The organism is Phyllobacterium sp. K27, assembly GCF_054796155.1.
Window position 1 is genome coordinate 819,589 of record NZ_CM139240.1, and the last position, 16,977, is coordinate 836,565.

Here is a 16,977-nt window from a genome sequence, read left to right on the forward strand (position 1 = left end):
TCTAAAGCGCGATCGTCTTCTTATGCCGCAAGGAGGCGGTATGAAAATTGTGCAGGTGCGCTCGACCATTTGTCGTGGCGCACCGGCTTCAGGGAGGAAGTTCAATGAACAAGGTAGAATTCAACCGAACCGTCAAACCTAACTTTAAAAAACGCTACGGCAATTTCATCGGCGGGAAGTTCGTCGAGCCGAATGCAGGCCGTTACTTTGAAAATACATCACCGGTCAACGGGCAGGTCTTGTGCGAAATTGCCCGCTCCGATGCCAGCGATGTGGAGGCCGCATTGGATGCGGCTCATGCTGCTAAGGATGCCTGGGGCCGGACAAGCGCTGCAGAACGCAGCGTGATGCTCAACAAGATCGCACAGGTAATGGAAGACAATCTTGCCGTGTTGGCTCAGGCCGAAACTTGGGACAATGGCAAGCCAATCCGCGAAACCACAGCAGCGGACATGCCGCTTGCAATCGATCACTTCCGCTATTTTGCCGGTGCCATCCGCGCACAGGAAGGGGGAATATCGGAGATTGACCACGACACGGTTGCCTATCACTTCCACGAGCCTTTGGGTGTGGTTGGCCAGATCATTCCGTGGAATTTCCCGATACTGATGGCTGTGTGGAAACTTGCCCCGGCACTGGCCGCAGGCAATTGCGTTGTGCTTAAACCCGCCGAGCAGACCCCGGCATCCATTCTTGTACTGGCAGAACTGATCGCCGATATCCTGCCGCCCGGCGTCCTTAACATTGTCAATGGTTTTGGTCTGGAAGCAGGCAAGCCGCTGGCATCCAGCCCGCGCATCGCCAAAATTGCCTTTACCGGCGAGACGACGACGGGCCGACTGATCATGCAATATGCCAGTCAGAACCTTATTCCGGTTACGCTGGAACTGGGTGGCAAATCACCAAACATCTTTTTCAAGGATGTGGTGGCTGAGGACGATGATTTCTTCGACAAGGCGATTGAAGGGTTCGTCATGTTTGCGCTCAATCAGGGCGAAGTTTGCACCTGCCCGAGCCGCGCGCTCATCCACGAGTCAATCTATGATCGTTTCATGGAACGTGCTCTGAAGCGGGTGGAGGCCATTGTGCAGGGCGATCCGCTTGATCCGGCGACTATGATCGGCGCGCAGGCATCAAGTGAGCAGCTGGAAAAAATCCTGTCCTACATGGATATTGGCAAGCAGGAGGGTGCCGAGGTTCTTATCGGCGGCGAACGGAATGTTCTGGCCGGTGATCTTGCGGGCGGTTATTACGTGCATCCAACTGTGTTCAAAGGCCATAACCGGATGCGCATTTTCCAGGAAGAAATCTTCGGCCCTGTGGTGTCGGTCACGACGTTCAAAGATGATGACGAGGCCTTGTCTATCGCCAATGACACGCTTTATGGCCTTGGCGCAGGCATCTGGAGCCGTGACGCCAACAGGTGCTACCGCTTTGGCCGCGCCATTCAGGCCGGTCGCGTCTGGACCAATTGCTATCATGCCTATCCTGCCCACGCAGCCTTTGGCGGATACAAGCAATCCGGCATCGGCCGTGAAAACCACCTGAAGATGCTCGACCACTATCAGCAAACCAAGAATATGCTGGTAAGCTATAGCCCCAAGAAGCTCGGCTTTTTCTAAACCGATGTGAATACAGCCTGGCGGGGCGTCTCGCCTCGTCAGGTTGAATTTCCAACCGGTTTTTACCCAAGGATTGAGAAGGTACGGGAGATATGGAGGAGAGAGTTGAAGACAAGGTGAGTGCCACGCCAGCGGCGCTTGAGTTGATCGCGACATTGCAATCAGAATATGGGCCAATCCTGTTTCATCAGTCCGGCGGCTGTTGCGATGGTTCGTCGCCCATGTGCTATGCGCAGGGCGATTTTATCATCGGCGATAATGATGTGAAGCTTGGTGAGATTGGCGGTGCGCCGGTTTATATCAGCGCGTCGCAATATGATGTCTGGAAGCATACCGAGCTTATTATCGATGTGGTTCCCGGCCGTGGCGGAATGTTCTCGCTGGATAATGGCCGGGAAGTTCGATTTCTGACGCGATCTAAAGTTTGCGCCACTCCTAATTGAATGGGATAAGAGCCCGAAGGCGACGGTCACGCAGGTAAAGACCACCCCACATGATCAGGCCAAGGTAAACGCCGAAAAACAGATGCGTAAACAGTGGGTTGCCGATGCGCAGTTGCGTGAGGATTGCGCCACCCAGATAGCCTGTGAGCAGAATTGCACCGAGTATCGAGGTGCGTGGCCAGGCATAGAGCGCTGTGCAGACCAAGCCTAATATTCCAAGACCACGCGCAAAAGCGACCGTTGTTGGAAGGCCGATATCAGCACTGGTCTGGAGAACGATATCCAGTGGCACGAGCTTGATGCCGCCGTCGAAGATCATGAACAGAATGAAAAGGCCGCTGAGAATATGTCCACCCCAAAGTGCCTTGCCTGAAATGCTGCCAGTATTTGCTATATTTTCCATTTTTGTCCGTCCCTTGTGTGTATGATTTACTGCCTCAAGGACGAAGCATCCGCGCACTTTCCTACAAAATTGCTCTCAAAATTTTTGTGAATCTGCTGCGGAGTAAAGGGGCTCATTGTAAAGCCTGATTATATCAAAGGGGTGCGATGATTACGCCCGAGTTCTTTCGACGACATGCAGTGGAGGTTTCGCAAGACCTCATCGGCATGATGCTGTGTGTTGATGGCGTGGGAGGGCGAGTTGTTGAAACCGAAGCCTATACGCAAGACGACCCGGCATCACATAGTTTCAGAGGTCCCGGCCTTTCGAACAAGACCATGTTCGGGCCTGCCGGGCACGCTTATGTCTATCGGTCCTACGGGATTCATTGGTGTCTGAATGTGGTGTGCTTGCCCGGCTCTGCTGTTCTGATCAGAGCACTGGAGCCGTTGCAGGGCATAGAGACAATGAGAGAGAGGCGGTTGACCGACAAGGCAAGCCTATTGTGTTCTGGACCGGGCAGGCTTGCGCAGGCGCTTGGTATTGCCAAGTTCCATGATGGTTTGCCGATTCTGGAGGCGCCTTTTGCGCTTGAACATGGCGCAGGTCCGATCGAGATGTGCATCGGACCACGCATCGGCATTACAAAGGGAGTCGATGCGCCCCGGCGGTTCGGTATGAAAGGCTCTCGCTTTCTCAGCAGAAAGTTCGCGGAAAGCTAGGGTCAGGATACTAGAGCAAATTTTGCCTGTGATTTGCTCTGGAACCGGCGAAATGAGACTTTCGCCGGTTCGTTGCGATCAATTGAATGATGGCGGTTGGCCGAGATCAAAGGATGGAGCATTGCCAAGATCATTCGCCGGTGCATTGGGTAGTTCGATCTGGAAATTTTCCATATCCACGGTCACTGCCGAGTCGAGGAAGTACGTTACCAAACCCGGGAAGGCGATGAGAAGGCCAACCAGTATCAATTGCAGGACAAGGAACGGGATTGCGCCCATATAGATATCGGTGGTCTTGATTGATTTGGGCGCGATCCCTCGCAGGTAGAACAATGCGAAACCGAAGGGCGGGTGCATGAAACTTGTCTGAATATTGGCGCAGATCATGACACCAAACCAGACCAGATCAATGCCAAGGGCGGTGGCGGCTGGAGCCAGCAAAGGCACGACAATAAATGCGATCTCAAAGAAATCGAGGAAGAACGCCAGTACGAAAATGAAAATATTGACAAAGATCAGGAAGCCGATCACACCGCCAGGTAGCGATGTCAGCAGATCTTCGATCCAATGACCGCCGCCAAGACCTTGAAAAACGAGGCTGAACACGCGTGATCCAAGCAGAATGAAAACCACCATCGCGGTAAGACGCATGGTTCGGTTCATCGCCTGGTAAACGAGATCCCAGGTGAGACGACGGTTGAACGCGGCGACCAGCATCGAGCCGACGACACCCATTGCACCTGCTTCTGTTGGTGTCGCAAGGCCCATGAATATTGTGCCGAGTACAATGAAGATCAGCGCCAGTGAGGGAATCATGCCTTTCGCGCAACGTGCAATCAGTGGCCAACCACGCAAGGTTCTTGCTTCCGCGGGAAGAGCCGGCACGTAATGGGGCCGGAATATGCTCACGATCAATACCCAGATTGCAAACAGCAATACCTGTACAATGCTGGCGCCTGTGGCACCGACATACATATCGCCTGCCGATTTTCCAAGCTGGTCGGAAAGAACGATCAAAACGAGGGACGGAGGGATGAGCTGGGCAATCGTGCCCGATGCCGCGATGATGCCTGTTGCGTGGCGTGTATTATAGCCATATCGCGTCATGATCGGGAGTGAAATAAGGCCCATGGCGATGACCGACGCTGCCACCGTACCAGTGATGGCACCCATGACCGCACCCACCAGAATGACGGCATAGGAGAGCCCGCCACGAACGCCGCCAAAAAGCTGACCAAACCCCTCGAGCAAATCTTCGGCAAGACCACATCGTTCAAGTATCAGGCCCATGAACGTGAAGAATGGAATGGCGAGGAGCAACTCATTGGAGAGCACCGAAAACATCTGATAGGTGAGATTACCTAGAAAGTCCGGCGGGATATGGCCTGTTTCAATGGCGATAAATCCGAAAAACAGGCCGACTGCTGCGAGCGAGAAGGCTGCCGGATAGCCGATCACCATAAAGATGATCAGCCCGAAGAACATCAACGGGGCGAGATTTTCGTTCAAAAATGTCATCATTGGGCGGGCTTCTCGTAGGCGAATTCACGGACATAATCAGTCGTGAGAGCTAGATAACATTTGATCAACTCTGCAATGCCTTGGAGGCCAACGAGAGCAAACCCCACTGGAAGGCTTAACTTGACGGGCCAAAGAGGAAGACCGCCGGAATTCGAAGAGGCTTCGTTTGTTACCCACGAAAGAACGAACCAGGGCCAGGTGAAATAGATCATCAAGGCGCAAATTGGCAGCAAAAAGAAAATGCCGCCAAGCAGATCGATCCATGTTCTGGTTCGTTCACTTACTGAACCATAAATGAGATCGACCCGGACATGTTCATTCAGCTTGAACGTCCATGCGCCGCCCAACATGACCATTCCAGCAAAAAGGTACCATTGCGCTTCGGAAAGTGAATTGGAATTGCGCCCGTACACGGCCAGAATCCCGCGGAAAAGACCGCCGCCAACATTAGTTTCCATCCAGATCAAACCGCCGATGCTGTAGCGTAACAAGGCGTTAAAGGCACAGACCAATGATGCAAGAAGCACAAAGTAAATCGCGATAATAGCTACTCGACGATTAAGTTCGTCGATCCAACCGGTGACAGTCAGCAACGGTGACATTCAGGCCCCTCCCATCCAGCTACGCAGATCCTCGAACTGCGCTTATTCCCTCCCGCAGTTCCCTTTGCGGATATCAGCGGGCCTTTCGTGGGCTACAGAGTTACCCCATGGATTCGCGCGATGCAACGACGGAATCCCTGAGCACCTCGATCAGCCGGCTGTATTGACGATCAATTCAGCACGGGTTCCCGTATCGCGCGCTATGTAATCGATCTGTGTGCCCAGATTTGCGGCCATGCCTTTGACGATACGGGTGCCAAGACCAGTGCCCTTTGGCTGGTCGGCCTGTTTCCAACCGATGCCGTCATCTTCGACAGCCAGCACAGCCTTGTCGTCGCCAGAGCGAAGGAGTGAAATTCTTATCTCGCCGTCATTGGTGCCTGGATAGGCATATTTATAGGCATTCGTGACCAGTTCGGTTACCACCATCCCAACAGATACAGCCTGATCGGACGAGAGCCGGATGTGCTCTACATCGAGTGAAATCGTCAGCTTATGGCCGGTATGCTCCAACGAACTGCGAAGTTCCGAGGTGAGGCTGGCAAGGTATTTGTCCATCTCGACCTGACGCACATCATCGGAACTGTAGAGACTGCGATGCATCCCACCAATAGCCGTGATGCGTGCCTGCGCTTCAGTCAGAGCGTGTTTGACTTCCTCATTATCGATGCTCGAAATTTGCAGTCTTATCAGGGCCGCAACGAGAGCAAGGCTGTTGCCAACACGATGATTGACCTCAGCGAGCAGTATTTCGGCCCGCTCCTTGCCGCGCAGAATTTCCATGTCGGCGCGCTCGCGGTCACGGCGTAGTTCTGCAGTTGCGATGGCTTGCGCTACGGCGCTTTCAAGCAGAGGCATAAACTCCTCACCGACTGTCTTTATGACATAATCGGCAGCCCCCGCCTTCAGGGCATCAACTGCGATCTTTGCTTCGCTCGACCCGGTAACGTACACGACCGGTACGGTCACCCCGTTCTCCTTTAGCGTCTGCAGGAATTCGGTGCCTGTTGTGGTTTGCAAGTAGTGATCAAGGACTATGACGTCGATGTCTCCCTTGCCGAGTATTTCCAGCCCGGCAATAACATTATCCGCATGAACAATCTCGTAGCCCGACCGGCCCAACGCTTTTTGCGCCAGACGAACGAGCGCCGGATCATCATCAACATAGAGAATTTTCCCCGACATGACGCTTGGATCGTTCAAGGAATTTGCATGACGGAGAAGAACAGACCCAACTGCCGGATTGCGTTGGCAAAACTGTCATATTCAACGGGTTTGGTGATGTAGACATTTGCGCCGAGATCGTAGCAGCGCTGAATCTCGCTTTCATCGTCAGTTGTTGTCAAAATAACGACGGGCAACCGCTTGGTATGCGGGTTACTCTTTATTTTCTCAAGAATATCAATGCCGGACATATCCGGCAGATTGAGATCGAGCAGAATAAGAAGATAGTTGTTCTTGTTGCCTTCGCCGGTACGTTCTTTGCCCAAAATGAAATCCAGCGCAGAATTGCCGTCAGCGAAAGGGACAATGGGATTGTTGACGCCGGCCCGTCGAACATTCTTTTCGATAAGGCGTGCGTGACCTTCATCATCCTCAATCATAACGATGGTGACTTCTTTGCCGATACCTTGCACGCCGCTAAACTCCTACTACTTTAGTCAAATCCGAGGGAAGCCGTAGCACAAAGGTGCTGCCTTTTCCAAACGTTGATTTTACCGAGATATCGCCGCCAAGTTTTCGGCTAAGAGAGCGTACATGGGCAAGTCCGATCCCTTCTCCCGGCCTGTCCTGTTGGCCCGAGCGCCGGAACAGTTCGAAGACACGTTCAAGGTCGTCTTCGGAAATGCCGCGTCCATTATCGGAAACTTCTACACGTATGAATTTGTATCCGTCCTTATAGGCGCGAACAGACAATTCCAACGGTCTGTCCGGGCTGGCATATTTTACGGCATTATCGAATAGATTTCCAAAAATCTGCTCAAGGGATAGCCTGTCCGTTGTGATTTTCGGCATTTTTTCAGCGATCTCTACTTTGCCGTCCAGTTCTGCAACCTGATGGTTGATACTGTCCGCGCTTACTTCCAGCAAAGCTTTCAGGTCGATTGATTCCGGTTTCAATTCACGGCGGCCATCGCGGGAAATCTTGAGGATGGCATTGATCAATCCATCCATTTTCTTCGTTGATGACCGGATAAAAGAGATGGCCTCCGGTAAATCTTCGCTGGCGGCGATCCGTGCAAGTTTGGCGTCTTCTTCCGTCAATGGCTCGCCCTCGGTCAAAACATAGCCCTGGATCGCTTTGAGAGAGGTCTCAAGTTCACTGGTAAAGCCCATAATATTGACAAGCGGCGCTCGAAGATCGTGGGTCACGATATAGGCGAAACGCTGGATTTCCTGATTGGCGCGAATGAGATCTTCCGTGCGTTCGGTGACGCGTTCCTCAAGATTGGTGTTGAGGAGTTCAACCTCGCTACGTGCGGTCGACAGGTCGCGGACATGCTGAAAAATAATGAAGATTGCGCCGCCGAGTACAGCAACAATGGCTACGGCGCCGATGATTGCCGACCGTTGCAATGCCGCGATAGCGTCGGATTGCTCGTCAATTCCGCGCTGGAGATCAAGCTCTGAATCGACCATGAACGCACTTAACAATTCACGGATACCGTCCATTGATCGCTGCCCGGAGCCCGCCCGAACAATCTCTATGGCTTCCGTTACCCTGCCGGTGCTGGCTAGTTCCAATGTGTGGTTCATTTCCTCCGTCTTTAGCGCGATAAGCCTGTTCAATTCCGGCAGGCGGGCGGCAAACTTCGGGCTGGTTTCCACACTTCGCCCCAATGCCTCCTGCCTTGCTGTAAGGGTTGCCAATGCGGTCTTATACGGGTCCAGAAAACTGTCCTCCTGAGAGAGAAGATAACCCCGCTGACCTGTTTCGGCATCCTGCATCGTCGACAGAAGGTCAGATGACCCGGTTCGTATACCACGCGCAACGACAATATTATCGAAGCGTTCGCGGCTTTCTGCGACCAGCCATATGGTCGAGGCGACGATGCCAAGCAGGATCAGCACCCCCGCAGTGAGCATGATCAAAGTAGAACGGGCGAAGGAACTGTTGGTCGCGGCCATTTATTGTCTGCCAGTATGCTGAGGCGCCGGTCAGGCGCTAAGTAGGATGTGCTTCAGGAATGACCGGAGAGCGGCCAATCGTCAACCGGCGAGAGCAGTAATGGTCAAGTTGGGATGGCTGCTGGCTTGCTTTTTGATGCACCGGAGATGATGTGGAGAACGACAGCACCAAAAACAATGCTGCCACCGAGCAACGTGCTGCGACCGGGCGTTTCTCCAAATGCGATCCATATCCACAGTGGTGCGAGCGGCGCATCGAGCGAGCCGATAAGCGCTGTTTCTATCGGGGGAAGAAGCTTGGCGCCGAGAGCGAAGAGGGCAACGCCAACCGCAGACACCATTAATCCAAAGAGTGCAATCAGCAGAAGATTCTGGCTGGACACCGCGAGTGGATCGCCGAAAGGCCAGCAGATCATCGAGGTGAAAAGAGCGGATATGCAAACGGCTGGCATGACAGCGATATCAGGATGACGGCGCACGATAATCATGAGAACTGCCATGCCCAGCGTCATGCCAAAAGCAAGAAGATCGCCGAAAAGCGTGCCTTCCACATCCAGCCCGACCATGATGGCTACACCGGCAAGTGCAGCCAGACTTGCTGATACTGCGCGGATTTCCGGCCGCTCGCCCATAACGAGCCAACCCAGCGTTGCCGCACAAAAAGGCACCGTCGCGTAAATCACGGCGACATGCGCTACGGTCGTTTCCTTGAGTGCCGTGATAAAGAACACCATGCTGATGCCGGATACAACGACAAAGAGCCAGCCCGGCTTGCCGAAACGCAATATGTTCGCCCAGAATCTGCCTCGCTCGGTAATCAGGATCACCGCGCCAAGTCCAAGGGCGCCAAACACGCCGCGCCATGCCAGTATGGTCCAACTGTCCAAAGGTATGATCCGGGTGAACAATCCAGCAAGGCTCCAGGCGATTGCGGAAGCCGTGACAAATATCAGTCCGAGCCTGTAGGGAGATATCATTCTGGTTGTCCTGCATTCGGTAGCTAGAGCAAGTTTTGTCTATATAGAGTCATTCTGCCGGAGGGAATTCGTGGACAAGATCAAGGGATTTAGTGAGGCCGATGTTTATCCATCGGACGAGACTGAAGCCCGATGGAATTGGCGCGAATGCACCCGGCCTTTCGGGTTTCCGGCTGACGGCCACCCACTTTGTCAGGCAGCTTCGTCCGATGGATAAACATCGACCTCGCCACCTTCCGCGTGGATTGTCTCGTCATCCGAGAAACAGAATTGGCTCATATAAACAAAATTTGCTCTAGACAGTAGAGCCGCGTTCGGGTGGACATGCAATGAAGCGGCAGGAGCAAAACCCGCACCTGCTGACATGGTGTGTCAGCACGTGTGCTTCACGCGCAGTTTATGGTGCAGCCTTGATTGGCGCAGTCTTGTGCCGCATAAATGCGCGCAGCTGATCTTCGCCAATGAATTTTTATTGCAAGTCTGAAGGAAATCGAAGCCATGTCCCATGCAATAATCCCTGAAAAAGGTGTTCTACTGGGTAGAGCCAAGTTGCCGGGTTGCAACTATCCGCGGGTCATCACTGTACGTGCAGGGACAGTCTTTGACATCACAAGTCAATCGGCTCCAACCGTTCGTGATATCGCTGAACTGGAAAATCCCGCAGCTTACGTGGCGCAGGCTGAAGGTGTGGAAGTCGGCAATATCAATATGATTGCGGAAAACAGCTGGTCGGAAAAGAGCAGTTCCTCCGTGCCATCGCTGGTGTCGCCCATCGATTTGCAGGCCGTGAAAGCTTCCGGCGTTACATTTGTGGCATCGCTGCTTGAACGTGTCATTGAGGAGCAGGCCAAGGGCGATAAAGCCAAGGCGGATTCGCTGCGAACGGATGTCCTTAACTTGATTGGAGCTGATCTGTCGCAGATCGTGCCTGGTTCACCAGCAGCCATGAAGGTCAAGGAAGCCTTGATCGCACGCGGTGTGTGGAGCCAATATCTTGAAGTGGGCATCGGACCGGATGCGGAAATCTTTACCAAGGGCCAGCCGATGTCGACCGTTGGCTACGGGTCTGATGTGGGCCTGCACCCGATTTCGAGCTGGAATAACCCGGAGCCGGAAATCGTGCTGGTGGTTTCGAGTGCTGGGCGAATTGTCGGCGCGACACTTGGCAATGATGTCAATTTGCGCGACGTCGAAGGTCGTTCGGCGCTGCTTCTTGGCAAGGCCAAGGACAATAATGCGTCGGGTGCGGTCGGGCCGTTTATTCGCCTTTTCGATGGAGATTTTACGATCGAGACGGTGAAGAATGCCGAACTGAGCATGCGCGTGGAAGGCACGGATGGCTTTGTTCTCGACGGGGCATCGAACATGGCCAAGATTTCACGCACACCGGAATCGCTGGTGGAAGCCACTATTGGCAGGCATCATCAATATCCGGACGGTCTGGTGCTCTATCTCGGCACCATGTTTGCACCGGTCAAAGACCGCGATGGTCCAGGCAAAGGCTTTACCCACAAGATGAATGATGTGGTTTCAATTTCCACGCCAACGCTGGGAACATTGGCAAACCGCGTCCGGCTTTCGACCGAATGCGCAGCCTGGACTTATGGAACCAGCCATTTGCTGCGTGATCTCGCCAAAGCGAATTTGCTCTAGGGAACCCAGAAATAGCGGACGATGTGAAAGAAGACCGGGGCGGCGAAAATCAGGCTGTCCGCCCGGTCGAGCATGCCGCCATGGCCTTCGATCATATGCCCCCAGTCCTTGACGCCGCGGTCACGTTTTATAGCCGAAGCAACCAGGCCACCAAAGAATCCCATGATGCAGGCAAGTCCAGCCATCATCCCGGCTTGAACCACGGTGAATGGCGTGAGCCATGCCAATGATGCGCCCAGCAATGATGCGCTGAGAATGCCGCCGATCAAGCCTTCCCACGTTTTGGAGGGCGAGATTTTGGGCGCGACCTTGTGCTTTCCAAACAGCTTGCCGAAAACATATTGCAGTACGTCACTGCCTTGGACAGTTGCGATCAGGAAGGCGATGAGAAGTAAGCCTTTGCCTTCGAAGCCGGGGATGGGCAATGTCAGCAGCGCAGGCACATGACTGATGCAGTAGACAGACAGCATGATACCCCATTGCTGCTCGCTGACACGCTCAAGAAAGCGTTCCGTATCGCCGGAAATCGCGGTAAGGGCAGGCATGGCAAGGAAGCAATAGACCGGCACGAAGATTGAATAGAGGCCGTACCATTCAATCCAGAGCAGATAGTATTGGACTGGAATGATAACCAGAAACATGCCGATGAGAATGCGATGATCGCCGCGCCGCGTATGAGTGAGGGTCACATATTCGCGCAAGGAAGCGAATGAGACGAAGGCGAACAGGAGGATAACGCCATGTTTGCCAAACAGAAAGGCGATGGAAATTCCGCCAATCATGATCCACCACGCCTTGATGCGCGAATTAAGGTTCACCAGCGTTGAAGGCAGAACATCCGCTGTGCGGCGGCTTTTCCAGGTGAGTATTGTTGCAATAGCGCTGGCAAGCGTAAGGACGCCCAGCAGGCCGATAAAGAGCCAGACCGTTTCAGCCATGATTGAGCACCTTCTGCTGTTCCGGCGAAAGATCGAGCAATGATTGGCGTGCTCTGACGAGGAAGTCCTTGCGGTCTTCGTTTGGCTGAAGCACCACGGGTGTGCCGAAGACGACGCGGCATAGCAGTGGGACTGGAAGAAATGCACCTTTCGGCAAGACGCGAGACATGTTTTCAATCCAGCAGGGTACGAGTTCAACATCGGGGCGCGCCACAGCCAGATTGTAAAGCCCTGAGCGGAACCGAAGCAGCGGTTCTTCCGTCATGTTGCGCGTGCCTTCGGGAAAGACAATGAGCGAGCTGCCTTGCGCAAGCGCGTCGAGCATGATGACCATGGGGTCGTCAGAACGCTCGACCCAATTGCGGTCAACCAGTACAGTATTCAGCAGGTCCTTTGCCAAAATGTGCCGCAACCTGTTGCGCTTCCAATAATCGGCTCCGGCAACAGCACGCGTGCGCTCGCGTTCGCGTGGCGGCAGGCTGGAAGAAAGCAGGATAAAGTCACCGTGACTGCAATGATTGGCGAAATATATGCGTTGGCGGTCTGACGGTGAGCAGCCTTGCCATATTGGACGAACGCCCGTGACGCCGCGTGCCAATCCAGCCAGCAGCATTGCGCAGGTTCGTCTCATCATTGTTTTTATATTCATAGGGTCCCCCACAACCCATAGGTTGTAACGCCAGCGAATAGAACAAGAAAAACTGCAAATGCAAGATGCAGCTTCAACAAGAGGCGATTTGTACCCGCCATTCGTGCGTCCAGCATAGGTGTTGTCTGCGGAAGCCTTCGCAAATGCAGTCGTGCGAGAAGTATATCGACAGCACGGCAGCCCTTTGCTTCGCTTGGCTTTGAGGCTATAAGCCTGAACAGGGTAGCATCAAAAAGAATATAGGCGGCGAGAAACAAGACCACGATGCCGGTAGTACCAGTCAAGACATGTTCCCACCCAAGCCGGTCGCCAAACAAAATCAGCATCAACAGGAATGCTGTCACGACGCCAAAACTTATGCCTTGGCGCTGGAGACGGGAGGCAAATGCAGCAGCGCGTTCATTCATGCAGATTTCTCGCTTGAGTTGAAACGAGCATGTCTTCCCTCAGGTGAATAGGCCTGCCTTTGGATTCGATCATCTGGATACCATCAGCAGCACTTTTGGCACCCCCATGGCAGCTGCGGCAGCGCTACGCTGGAAGCCGAGAGCGCAGCAGACAAGAACAGGCCCCTTTTTTCGGGCAAGCTCTATGGCATCGGCCGCTTTGCGCAGTTCTGCGGCTGGCGGCGAAGCGAGATCCAGCATGGGGAATGCTTGCCAGTCGATATTTGTGCGGGAAGGCTTTGCCAATTCGGCTGTGAGATCAATGATTGTTGCAAATCCCGACTGCTCGTCTGTACGTGGCAGGCGGCCAAGATGAATGTCCCTATGAATGGCGACAGAGGCCGGGAGCTTGCGTGTCCAGATCAGGCTGTTGATGATGGCGCCGAGGCGGTAGGGAGCCAGCAGCCATTTGCTGGCAAAGGAGAGCGTACCCTGAGAGCTCTTTTGAAAGACAGCGGGTCCGGCACCGAAGTAGCCAAGGGATACGATTGCCAGTGCCAGAGCCGGCCACAGGGAAAACAGGAATGCAGGTGATGAAGCAGTTCCAAAAATGGCGGCTAGCAGGAACACCAGGCTCGCCGCCGCATAGTAAGTCCCAATGCGCCGTGCTTTGGAATCATTGGTCAGGCGGAACGCGGCGACGGGTGAGGGAGCCCTCGCTGGAAAGAGCCACAGGGCAAAGAGGCCCAAAAGCAGTCCCGTCGGGATGTCGATGAAATGATGCTGGTAGGTGGTAAGGACGGAAAGCCCAATCAACGTGCACCAGATATGCCAGACCCAGCGAATGATTCCGGACAGGCGGACGCGCCAATGCGACCAGATAATCGTCAAAAGAGCAATGTGCAGTGAGGGCGCTTGATTGAATGGTTTGTCAAAGCCGCCAAGCATATCGAAAAGGAAACCCGCTGCGCCACTGGTGGGTGGCTTTTGGAAAATTGCCGTCAGCGGGAATGCGATGAAGCAGGCAACGGCAATGAGTTGTGCTGTCAGATAGTGTTTTGCCAAGCGATCGACTTCAAACGTCGTGTCGTTGAAGAACAACGAAAGACCATAAAACAGATTGATCGACCAATAGGGGAAGATGGTCCATGCGATGAAAGGAATGGCATGTTCCCAACCAAAAGTGATGTTGGCAACGTCTGCACGCTGCGACGCCAGCCAATTGGCGGTGCCGTAGCTTATATAAAACAATGGTGCGAGGCAGATGAGCCAGGTCAAGGCCCGCTTGGCGACGCCCTGATTGAAGCGCCATTCTCCGATGGGTGAAGCGGTCATTTCGCTCATAGGCGCTCGGCAATGGAAACAGTGAAAATGCCCCATTCATCGATACGCTGGTCAATCTTTTTGAAACCAGCTGCAGCAACCAATTGATCCATTTCTGCTTGCGTACGGCGACGCATGACCCAGGCTTCGCCGCCACGATGCGAGGTTAGTGCTCGCGCGATCATTTCAAGTTGTGGATGCCATGGCTGGTTGGTGTAGATCAGGAAACTGCCAGCCTGCATAGATTTTGCAAGGCCACCGAGCGAACGCTCAATGAGGGCATTATCCGGAAAAAGCTCGTACAGACCGGAGACTATTGCTAGATCCGGCGCGGGCTGAATTGCGGCAAGCTTATCACCATCGAAAGCATCGGCCTGATGGAAACTTGCAATCTCTTCCAGCTTGCGCTCTGCAATGGATTTTCGCCCGGCATCGACGTTAATCGGTGAGTAATCCTGCAACCGGACACTTGTCGGTTTGACATTTGATTTGGCAATCGCGTCAAGCACATAGCGACCATGACCAGCGGCAATATCGAGAATATTTGTGCTTCGGCCTACATCCTGCAATTTTGCCAGAGCAATGTCGATAAGCTCTTCCAGATGCACTTTTCGCTGGCGAATACCGCGCCAGCCAATGGCTTGCAGAAACTGTTTGTCGATGAGCTTGCCGCCCGGGCCCATGCCGCGGGGTTCATTTTCATAGACATAGTCGAGTGTGGAGCCGGAATCGAAACCGGTTTCGATGCCTGTTTTCAAGCCCTTTGAAAAAAGCGCGCTGAAGCGGATCGAAGCACGGTAGATCGCCCAATAAAGTCCTTTCAGGGAGAGCAGATCATGCGGTGATGAAAGCCTGTCCTGCTCGTCGCGGGTGAAACCTGTTTGATGAGCTTTTGTGACGTCCAACGGCTCTGGCTTTGAGTCAAAGCGTTCAAGGATGAACCGGCGCGCATGCGCCCCGGCAATTGCGCGATCTTTCTCGCCAAGCGTGTCGTGATAAAAGCCTTTAAGAACGTGACGTTCCTTCAGAGGGTGAGCCAGGTTCTCGTAGAATCGGTGCTGGGGGGCATGCCTTACAACCCAGTCGTTGCCGGAGATCAGCAGTTGGGTTGGCACTATAATCGCGCGCGCGTCCTCAACAATACGCTCGGCATTTGTATAAAGGTCCAGCAGGATGTTGGAGGCAATGGCGCGGGTGACAAGCGGATCATTGTCGAAGGAGGCGATACGCGCCGGATCGTGGGTGAGAAACTTGGCTTTAACGTAAGAGTTTACAAAGAACTGCCCCTTCAATTTCTGCCAGAGCCATATGCCTTCGCGTGCGAATGGCACGTAAAGTTTCACGCTGAAAGCCGGGGAAGCAAGCACCAGTGCGCGGATTGGTGGTGCATAGTCATGGACCCATGTTGCAGCAAGCACAGCGCCGACCGATTGGGCAATGACAGCGATATCCTCTATGGCAAAATTACCGGTTTCGCATATATGTTTTACGAAGCTGTCGAGATCGCGGACGGAAGCCGCAAAGGATGGCGAATAGCCGCGTTCGCCGGGCGAATGGCCATGGCCACGGGCGTCCCATGCATAGAATGTGAAGGCGCCAAGACCAAGTTCCTCAACCAGATGAGAAACACGGCCACTATGCTCATGCCCCCGATGCAGAAGTATAATCGCACCCTTTGGCTTTCCGGATTTTGCCAGCCACTTGCGGTAGAAAAGCTCTGTTCCGTCGTGAGTGCGAAAGGTGGTTTCGACCACTGCACCTGTTGCGGCGTCGGAAGATGATTCAGCGAACATGAGCTTGCTCCGGCAAAGGCGATTTCATGAATTGGCGCGGCGAAGACCAGCGCGAATACGATTGATGATGGTAACGACAGACAGAAGCGCCATCGCCGGGAATATCCAGCCAAACCATGCAGGTAAAACAATACCGCTGCCGATCAAGGCGGCGATAATACCGAGCGCCAACGCGCGATCACTTTTCCCAAATGGGCCGTCATAACCCCTGCCACCACCTGTCATCACGCCGAGCACGCCAGCATACTCAGCAATGATCGCAGTAATGGCGAATGCCACCACTCCGGCGGTTGTAAATGGTGACACCAGTGCAAAGGGCAGTATAAGCGCCACATCTGAAACAATATCGCCCACCTCATTCAGATAGGCACCAAGCCTGGATGCCTGACCAAATTCACGCGCCATCATTCCATCGATGGCATTCAGGGCCATGCGAACGAAAAGCACGGCTGGCAGCAGCCAGAACAGACCTGTGCTATCGGGGAACAGAGCAATCAGACCACCTGTTGCTATTGAGATGAGTGTCGCTGCAACAGTCACCTGATTTGCAGTCGCACCAATTGCGACGAGACGTCCAACCAAGGGGCGAAGCAAGTTCTGGAATGCCGGTTTGATCGAGTAAAGCGTCGGCATGTAATCACCCCCAATGATTGTATTCAAATCCGCCATACAATTGCATGTAGCAGAGAATTTATTTCAATCCAGTTTTCCGGACAATGATATTGGGGCAGAACGATAAATTTGGTCAAAAAGCGCCTGAAAACGGCACAAAGGAACGGGAGAAGCGTGGTTATCTCAACAGGGCAGCCACCGGGCATCGTTCGGTTCTTTAGATCC

18 protein-coding genes are annotated in these 16,977 nt (G+C 53.6%); 5 read left to right on the plus strand and 13 right to left on the minus strand.

Annotation, left to right across the window (positions count from 1 at the left end; translation table 11 throughout):
* Positions 1 to 104 precede the first annotated feature (104 nt).
* Both adh and ACYJL1_RS04010 read left to right on the plus strand, forming a co-directional pair.
* Positions 105 to 1,622 carry an aldehyde dehydrogenase gene (adh, locus tag ACYJL1_RS04005; protein WP_460897139.1) on the plus strand — a complete coding sequence of 506 codons (1,518 nt, stop codon included), beginning with the start codon at positions 105 to 107 and terminating at the stop codon, positions 1,620 to 1,622.
* 92 nt (positions 1,623 to 1,714) lie between these two features.
* Complete coding sequence (locus tag ACYJL1_RS04010; RefSeq protein WP_460897140.1) at positions 1,715 to 2,065, plus strand: DUF779 domain-containing protein; 351 nt, start codon at positions 1,715 to 1,717, stop codon at positions 2,063 to 2,065.
* On the opposite strand, the gene ACYJL1_RS04015 is transcribed toward ACYJL1_RS04010, so the two are convergent.
* Positions 2,058 to 2,468: a DoxX family protein gene (locus ACYJL1_RS04015; RefSeq protein WP_460897141.1), complete on the minus strand. Its 411-nt coding sequence runs from the start codon at positions 2,466 to 2,468 to the stop codon at positions 2,058 to 2,060. The genes ACYJL1_RS04010 and ACYJL1_RS04015 overlap by 8 nt on opposite strands.
* A 146-nt stretch (positions 2,469 to 2,614) precedes the next feature.
* Between ACYJL1_RS04015 and ACYJL1_RS04020 the strand changes: the two genes are divergently transcribed.
* Complete coding sequence (locus ACYJL1_RS04020) at positions 2,615 to 3,169, plus strand: DNA-3-methyladenine glycosylase (RefSeq protein WP_460897142.1); 555 nt, start codon at positions 2,615 to 2,617, stop codon at positions 3,167 to 3,169.
* Positions 3,170 to 3,247: 78 nt separating this feature from the next.
* On the opposite strand, the gene ACYJL1_RS04025 is transcribed toward ACYJL1_RS04020, so the two are convergent.
* The 6 genes from ACYJL1_RS04025 to ACYJL1_RS04050 all read right to left on the minus strand — a co-directional run bounded on the left by ACYJL1_RS04025 (position 3,248) and on the right by ACYJL1_RS04050 (position 9,398).
* Positions 3,248 to 4,690 (minus strand): TRAP transporter large permease, encoded by a 1,443-nt coding sequence (locus ACYJL1_RS04025; RefSeq protein ID WP_460897143.1) that lies wholly within the window; start codon positions 4,688 to 4,690, stop codon positions 3,248 to 3,250.
* Positions 4,687 to 5,292, minus strand: a complete 606-nt coding sequence (locus ACYJL1_RS04030; protein ID WP_460897144.1) for a TRAP transporter small permease subunit — start codon at positions 5,290 to 5,292, stop codon at positions 4,687 to 4,689. The genes ACYJL1_RS04025 and ACYJL1_RS04030 overlap by 4 nt, the downstream gene beginning before the upstream one ends.
* A gap of 150 nt (positions 5,293 to 5,442) precedes the next feature.
* Positions 5,443 to 6,477 (minus strand): sensor histidine kinase, encoded by a 1,035-nt coding sequence (locus ACYJL1_RS04035; RefSeq protein WP_460897928.1) that lies wholly within the window; start codon positions 6,475 to 6,477, stop codon positions 5,443 to 5,445.
* A 14-nt stretch (positions 6,478 to 6,491) separates the two neighbouring features.
* Positions 6,492 to 6,896, minus strand: a complete 405-nt coding sequence (locus ACYJL1_RS04040; protein WP_460897929.1) for a response regulator — start codon at positions 6,894 to 6,896, stop codon at positions 6,492 to 6,494.
* Between the two features lie 37 nt (positions 6,897 to 6,933).
* Positions 6,934 to 8,421, minus strand: a complete 1,488-nt coding sequence (locus tag ACYJL1_RS04045) for a sensor histidine kinase (RefSeq protein ID WP_460897145.1) — start codon at positions 8,419 to 8,421, stop codon at positions 6,934 to 6,936.
* Positions 8,422 to 8,525: 104 nt separating this feature from the next.
* Positions 8,526 to 9,398, minus strand: a complete 873-nt coding sequence (locus ACYJL1_RS04050) for a DMT family transporter (RefSeq protein WP_460897146.1) — start codon at positions 9,396 to 9,398, stop codon at positions 8,526 to 8,528.
* A gap of 70 nt (positions 9,399 to 9,468) precedes the next feature.
* Here ACYJL1_RS04050 and ACYJL1_RS04055 point away from each other — a divergent pair, with 70 nt between their 5' ends.
* Together ACYJL1_RS04055 and ACYJL1_RS04060 are read left to right on the plus strand one after the other, a co-directional pair.
* The gene (locus ACYJL1_RS04055; RefSeq protein WP_460897147.1) at positions 9,469 to 9,615 is read left to right on the plus strand and encodes a hypothetical protein; all 147 of its coding nucleotides are present in this window, start codon (positions 9,469 to 9,471) and stop codon (positions 9,613 to 9,615) included.
* Positions 9,616 to 9,896: 281 nt separating this feature from the next.
* Positions 9,897 to 11,051: a fumarylacetoacetate hydrolase family protein gene (locus tag ACYJL1_RS04060; RefSeq protein WP_460897148.1), complete on the plus strand. Its 1,155-nt coding sequence runs from the start codon at positions 9,897 to 9,899 to the stop codon at positions 11,049 to 11,051.
* Here ACYJL1_RS04060 and ACYJL1_RS04065 read toward each other — a convergent pair.
* The 6 genes from ACYJL1_RS04065 to ACYJL1_RS04090 form a co-directional block, all read right to left on the minus strand.
* A complete protein-coding gene (locus tag ACYJL1_RS04065) occupies positions 11,048 to 11,989 on the minus strand; it encodes a phosphatidate cytidylyltransferase (RefSeq protein WP_460897149.1) in 942 nt (313 codons plus the stop codon). The genes ACYJL1_RS04060 and ACYJL1_RS04065 overlap by 4 nt on opposite strands.
* Positions 11,982 to 12,638 (minus strand): lysophospholipid acyltransferase family protein, encoded by a 657-nt coding sequence (locus ACYJL1_RS04070; protein ID WP_460897150.1) that lies wholly within the window; start codon positions 12,636 to 12,638, stop codon positions 11,982 to 11,984. The genes ACYJL1_RS04065 and ACYJL1_RS04070 overlap by 8 nt, the downstream gene beginning before the upstream one ends.
* Positions 12,635 to 13,045, minus strand: coding sequence for a hypothetical protein (locus ACYJL1_RS04075; RefSeq protein ID WP_460897151.1), 411 nt, complete (start codon positions 13,043 to 13,045; stop codon positions 12,635 to 12,637). Before ACYJL1_RS04075 ends, ACYJL1_RS04070 begins: the two co-directional genes overlap by 4 nt.
* A gap of 69 nt (positions 13,046 to 13,114) precedes the next feature.
* The gene (locus ACYJL1_RS04080) at positions 13,115 to 14,368 is read right to left on the minus strand and encodes a phosphatase PAP2 family protein (RefSeq protein WP_460897152.1); all 1,254 of its coding nucleotides are present in this window, start codon (positions 14,366 to 14,368) and stop codon (positions 13,115 to 13,117) included.
* Positions 14,365 to 16,140 (minus strand): bifunctional alpha/beta hydrolase/class I SAM-dependent methyltransferase, encoded by a 1,776-nt coding sequence (locus ACYJL1_RS04085; RefSeq protein WP_460897153.1) that lies wholly within the window; start codon positions 16,138 to 16,140, stop codon positions 14,365 to 14,367. The genes ACYJL1_RS04080 and ACYJL1_RS04085 overlap by 4 nt, the downstream gene beginning before the upstream one ends.
* A gap of 24 nt (positions 16,141 to 16,164) precedes the next feature.
* Complete coding sequence (locus ACYJL1_RS04090) at positions 16,165 to 16,773, minus strand: CDP-alcohol phosphatidyltransferase family protein (protein WP_460897154.1); 609 nt, start codon at positions 16,771 to 16,773, stop codon at positions 16,165 to 16,167.
* Positions 16,774 to 16,977 lie beyond the last annotated feature (204 nt).

What these genes read in the sequence shown, in the direction of transcription:
- ACYJL1_RS04010 (WP_460897140.1), top strand. Translation starts at nt 1,715, where the DNA reads ATGGAGGAGAGAGTTGAAGACAAGGTGAGTGCCACGCCAGCGGCGCTT.
- ACYJL1_RS04060 (WP_460897148.1), top strand. Translation starts at nt 9,897, where the DNA reads ATGTCCCATGCAATAATCCCTGAAAAAGGTGTTCTACTGGGTAGAGCC.
- ACYJL1_RS04020 (WP_460897142.1), top strand. Translation starts at nt 2,615, where the DNA reads ATGATTACGCCCGAGTTCTTTCGACGACATGCAGTGGAGGTTTCGCAA.
- ACYJL1_RS04080 (WP_460897152.1), bottom strand. Translation starts at nt 14,368, where the DNA reads ATGAGCGAAATGACCGCTTCACCCATCGGAGAATGGCGCTTCAATCAG.
- ACYJL1_RS04040 (WP_460897929.1), bottom strand. Translation starts at nt 6,896, where the DNA reads ATGATTGAGGATGATGAAGGTCACGCACGCCTTATCGAAAAGAATGTT.
- ACYJL1_RS04050 (WP_460897146.1), bottom strand. Translation starts at nt 9,398, where the DNA reads ATGATATCTCCCTACAGGCTCGGACTGATATTTGTCACGGCTTCCGCA.
- ACYJL1_RS04015 (WP_460897141.1), bottom strand. Translation starts at nt 2,468, where the DNA reads ATGGAAAATATAGCAAATACTGGCAGCATTTCAGGCAAGGCACTTTGG.
- ACYJL1_RS04035 (WP_460897928.1), bottom strand. Translation starts at nt 6,477, where the DNA reads ATGTCGGGGAAAATTCTCTATGTTGATGATGATCCGGCGCTCGTTCGT.
- ACYJL1_RS04070 (WP_460897150.1), bottom strand. Translation starts at nt 12,638, where the DNA reads ATGAATATAAAAACAATGATGAGACGAACCTGCGCAATGCTGCTGGCT.
- adh (WP_460897139.1), top strand. Translation starts at nt 105, where the DNA reads ATGAACAAGGTAGAATTCAACCGAACCGTCAAACCTAACTTTAAAAAA.
- ACYJL1_RS04030 (WP_460897144.1), bottom strand. Translation starts at nt 5,292, where the DNA reads ATGTCACCGTTGCTGACTGTCACCGGTTGGATCGACGAACTTAATCGT.
- ACYJL1_RS04045 (WP_460897145.1), bottom strand. Translation starts at nt 8,421, where the DNA reads ATGGCCGCGACCAACAGTTCCTTCGCCCGTTCTACTTTGATCATGCTC.
- ACYJL1_RS04085 (WP_460897153.1), bottom strand. Translation starts at nt 16,140, where the DNA reads ATGTTCGCTGAATCATCTTCCGACGCCGCAACAGGTGCAGTGGTCGAA.
- ACYJL1_RS04025 (WP_460897143.1), bottom strand. Translation starts at nt 4,690, where the DNA reads ATGATGACATTTTTGAACGAAAATCTCGCCCCGTTGATGTTCTTCGGG.
- ACYJL1_RS04090 (WP_460897154.1), bottom strand. Translation starts at nt 16,773, where the DNA reads ATGCCGACGCTTTACTCGATCAAACCGGCATTCCAGAACTTGCTTCGC.
- ACYJL1_RS04075 (WP_460897151.1), bottom strand. Translation starts at nt 13,045, where the DNA reads ATGAATGAACGCGCTGCTGCATTTGCCTCCCGTCTCCAGCGCCAAGGC.
- ACYJL1_RS04065 (WP_460897149.1), bottom strand. Translation starts at nt 11,989, where the DNA reads ATGGCTGAAACGGTCTGGCTCTTTATCGGCCTGCTGGGCGTCCTTACG.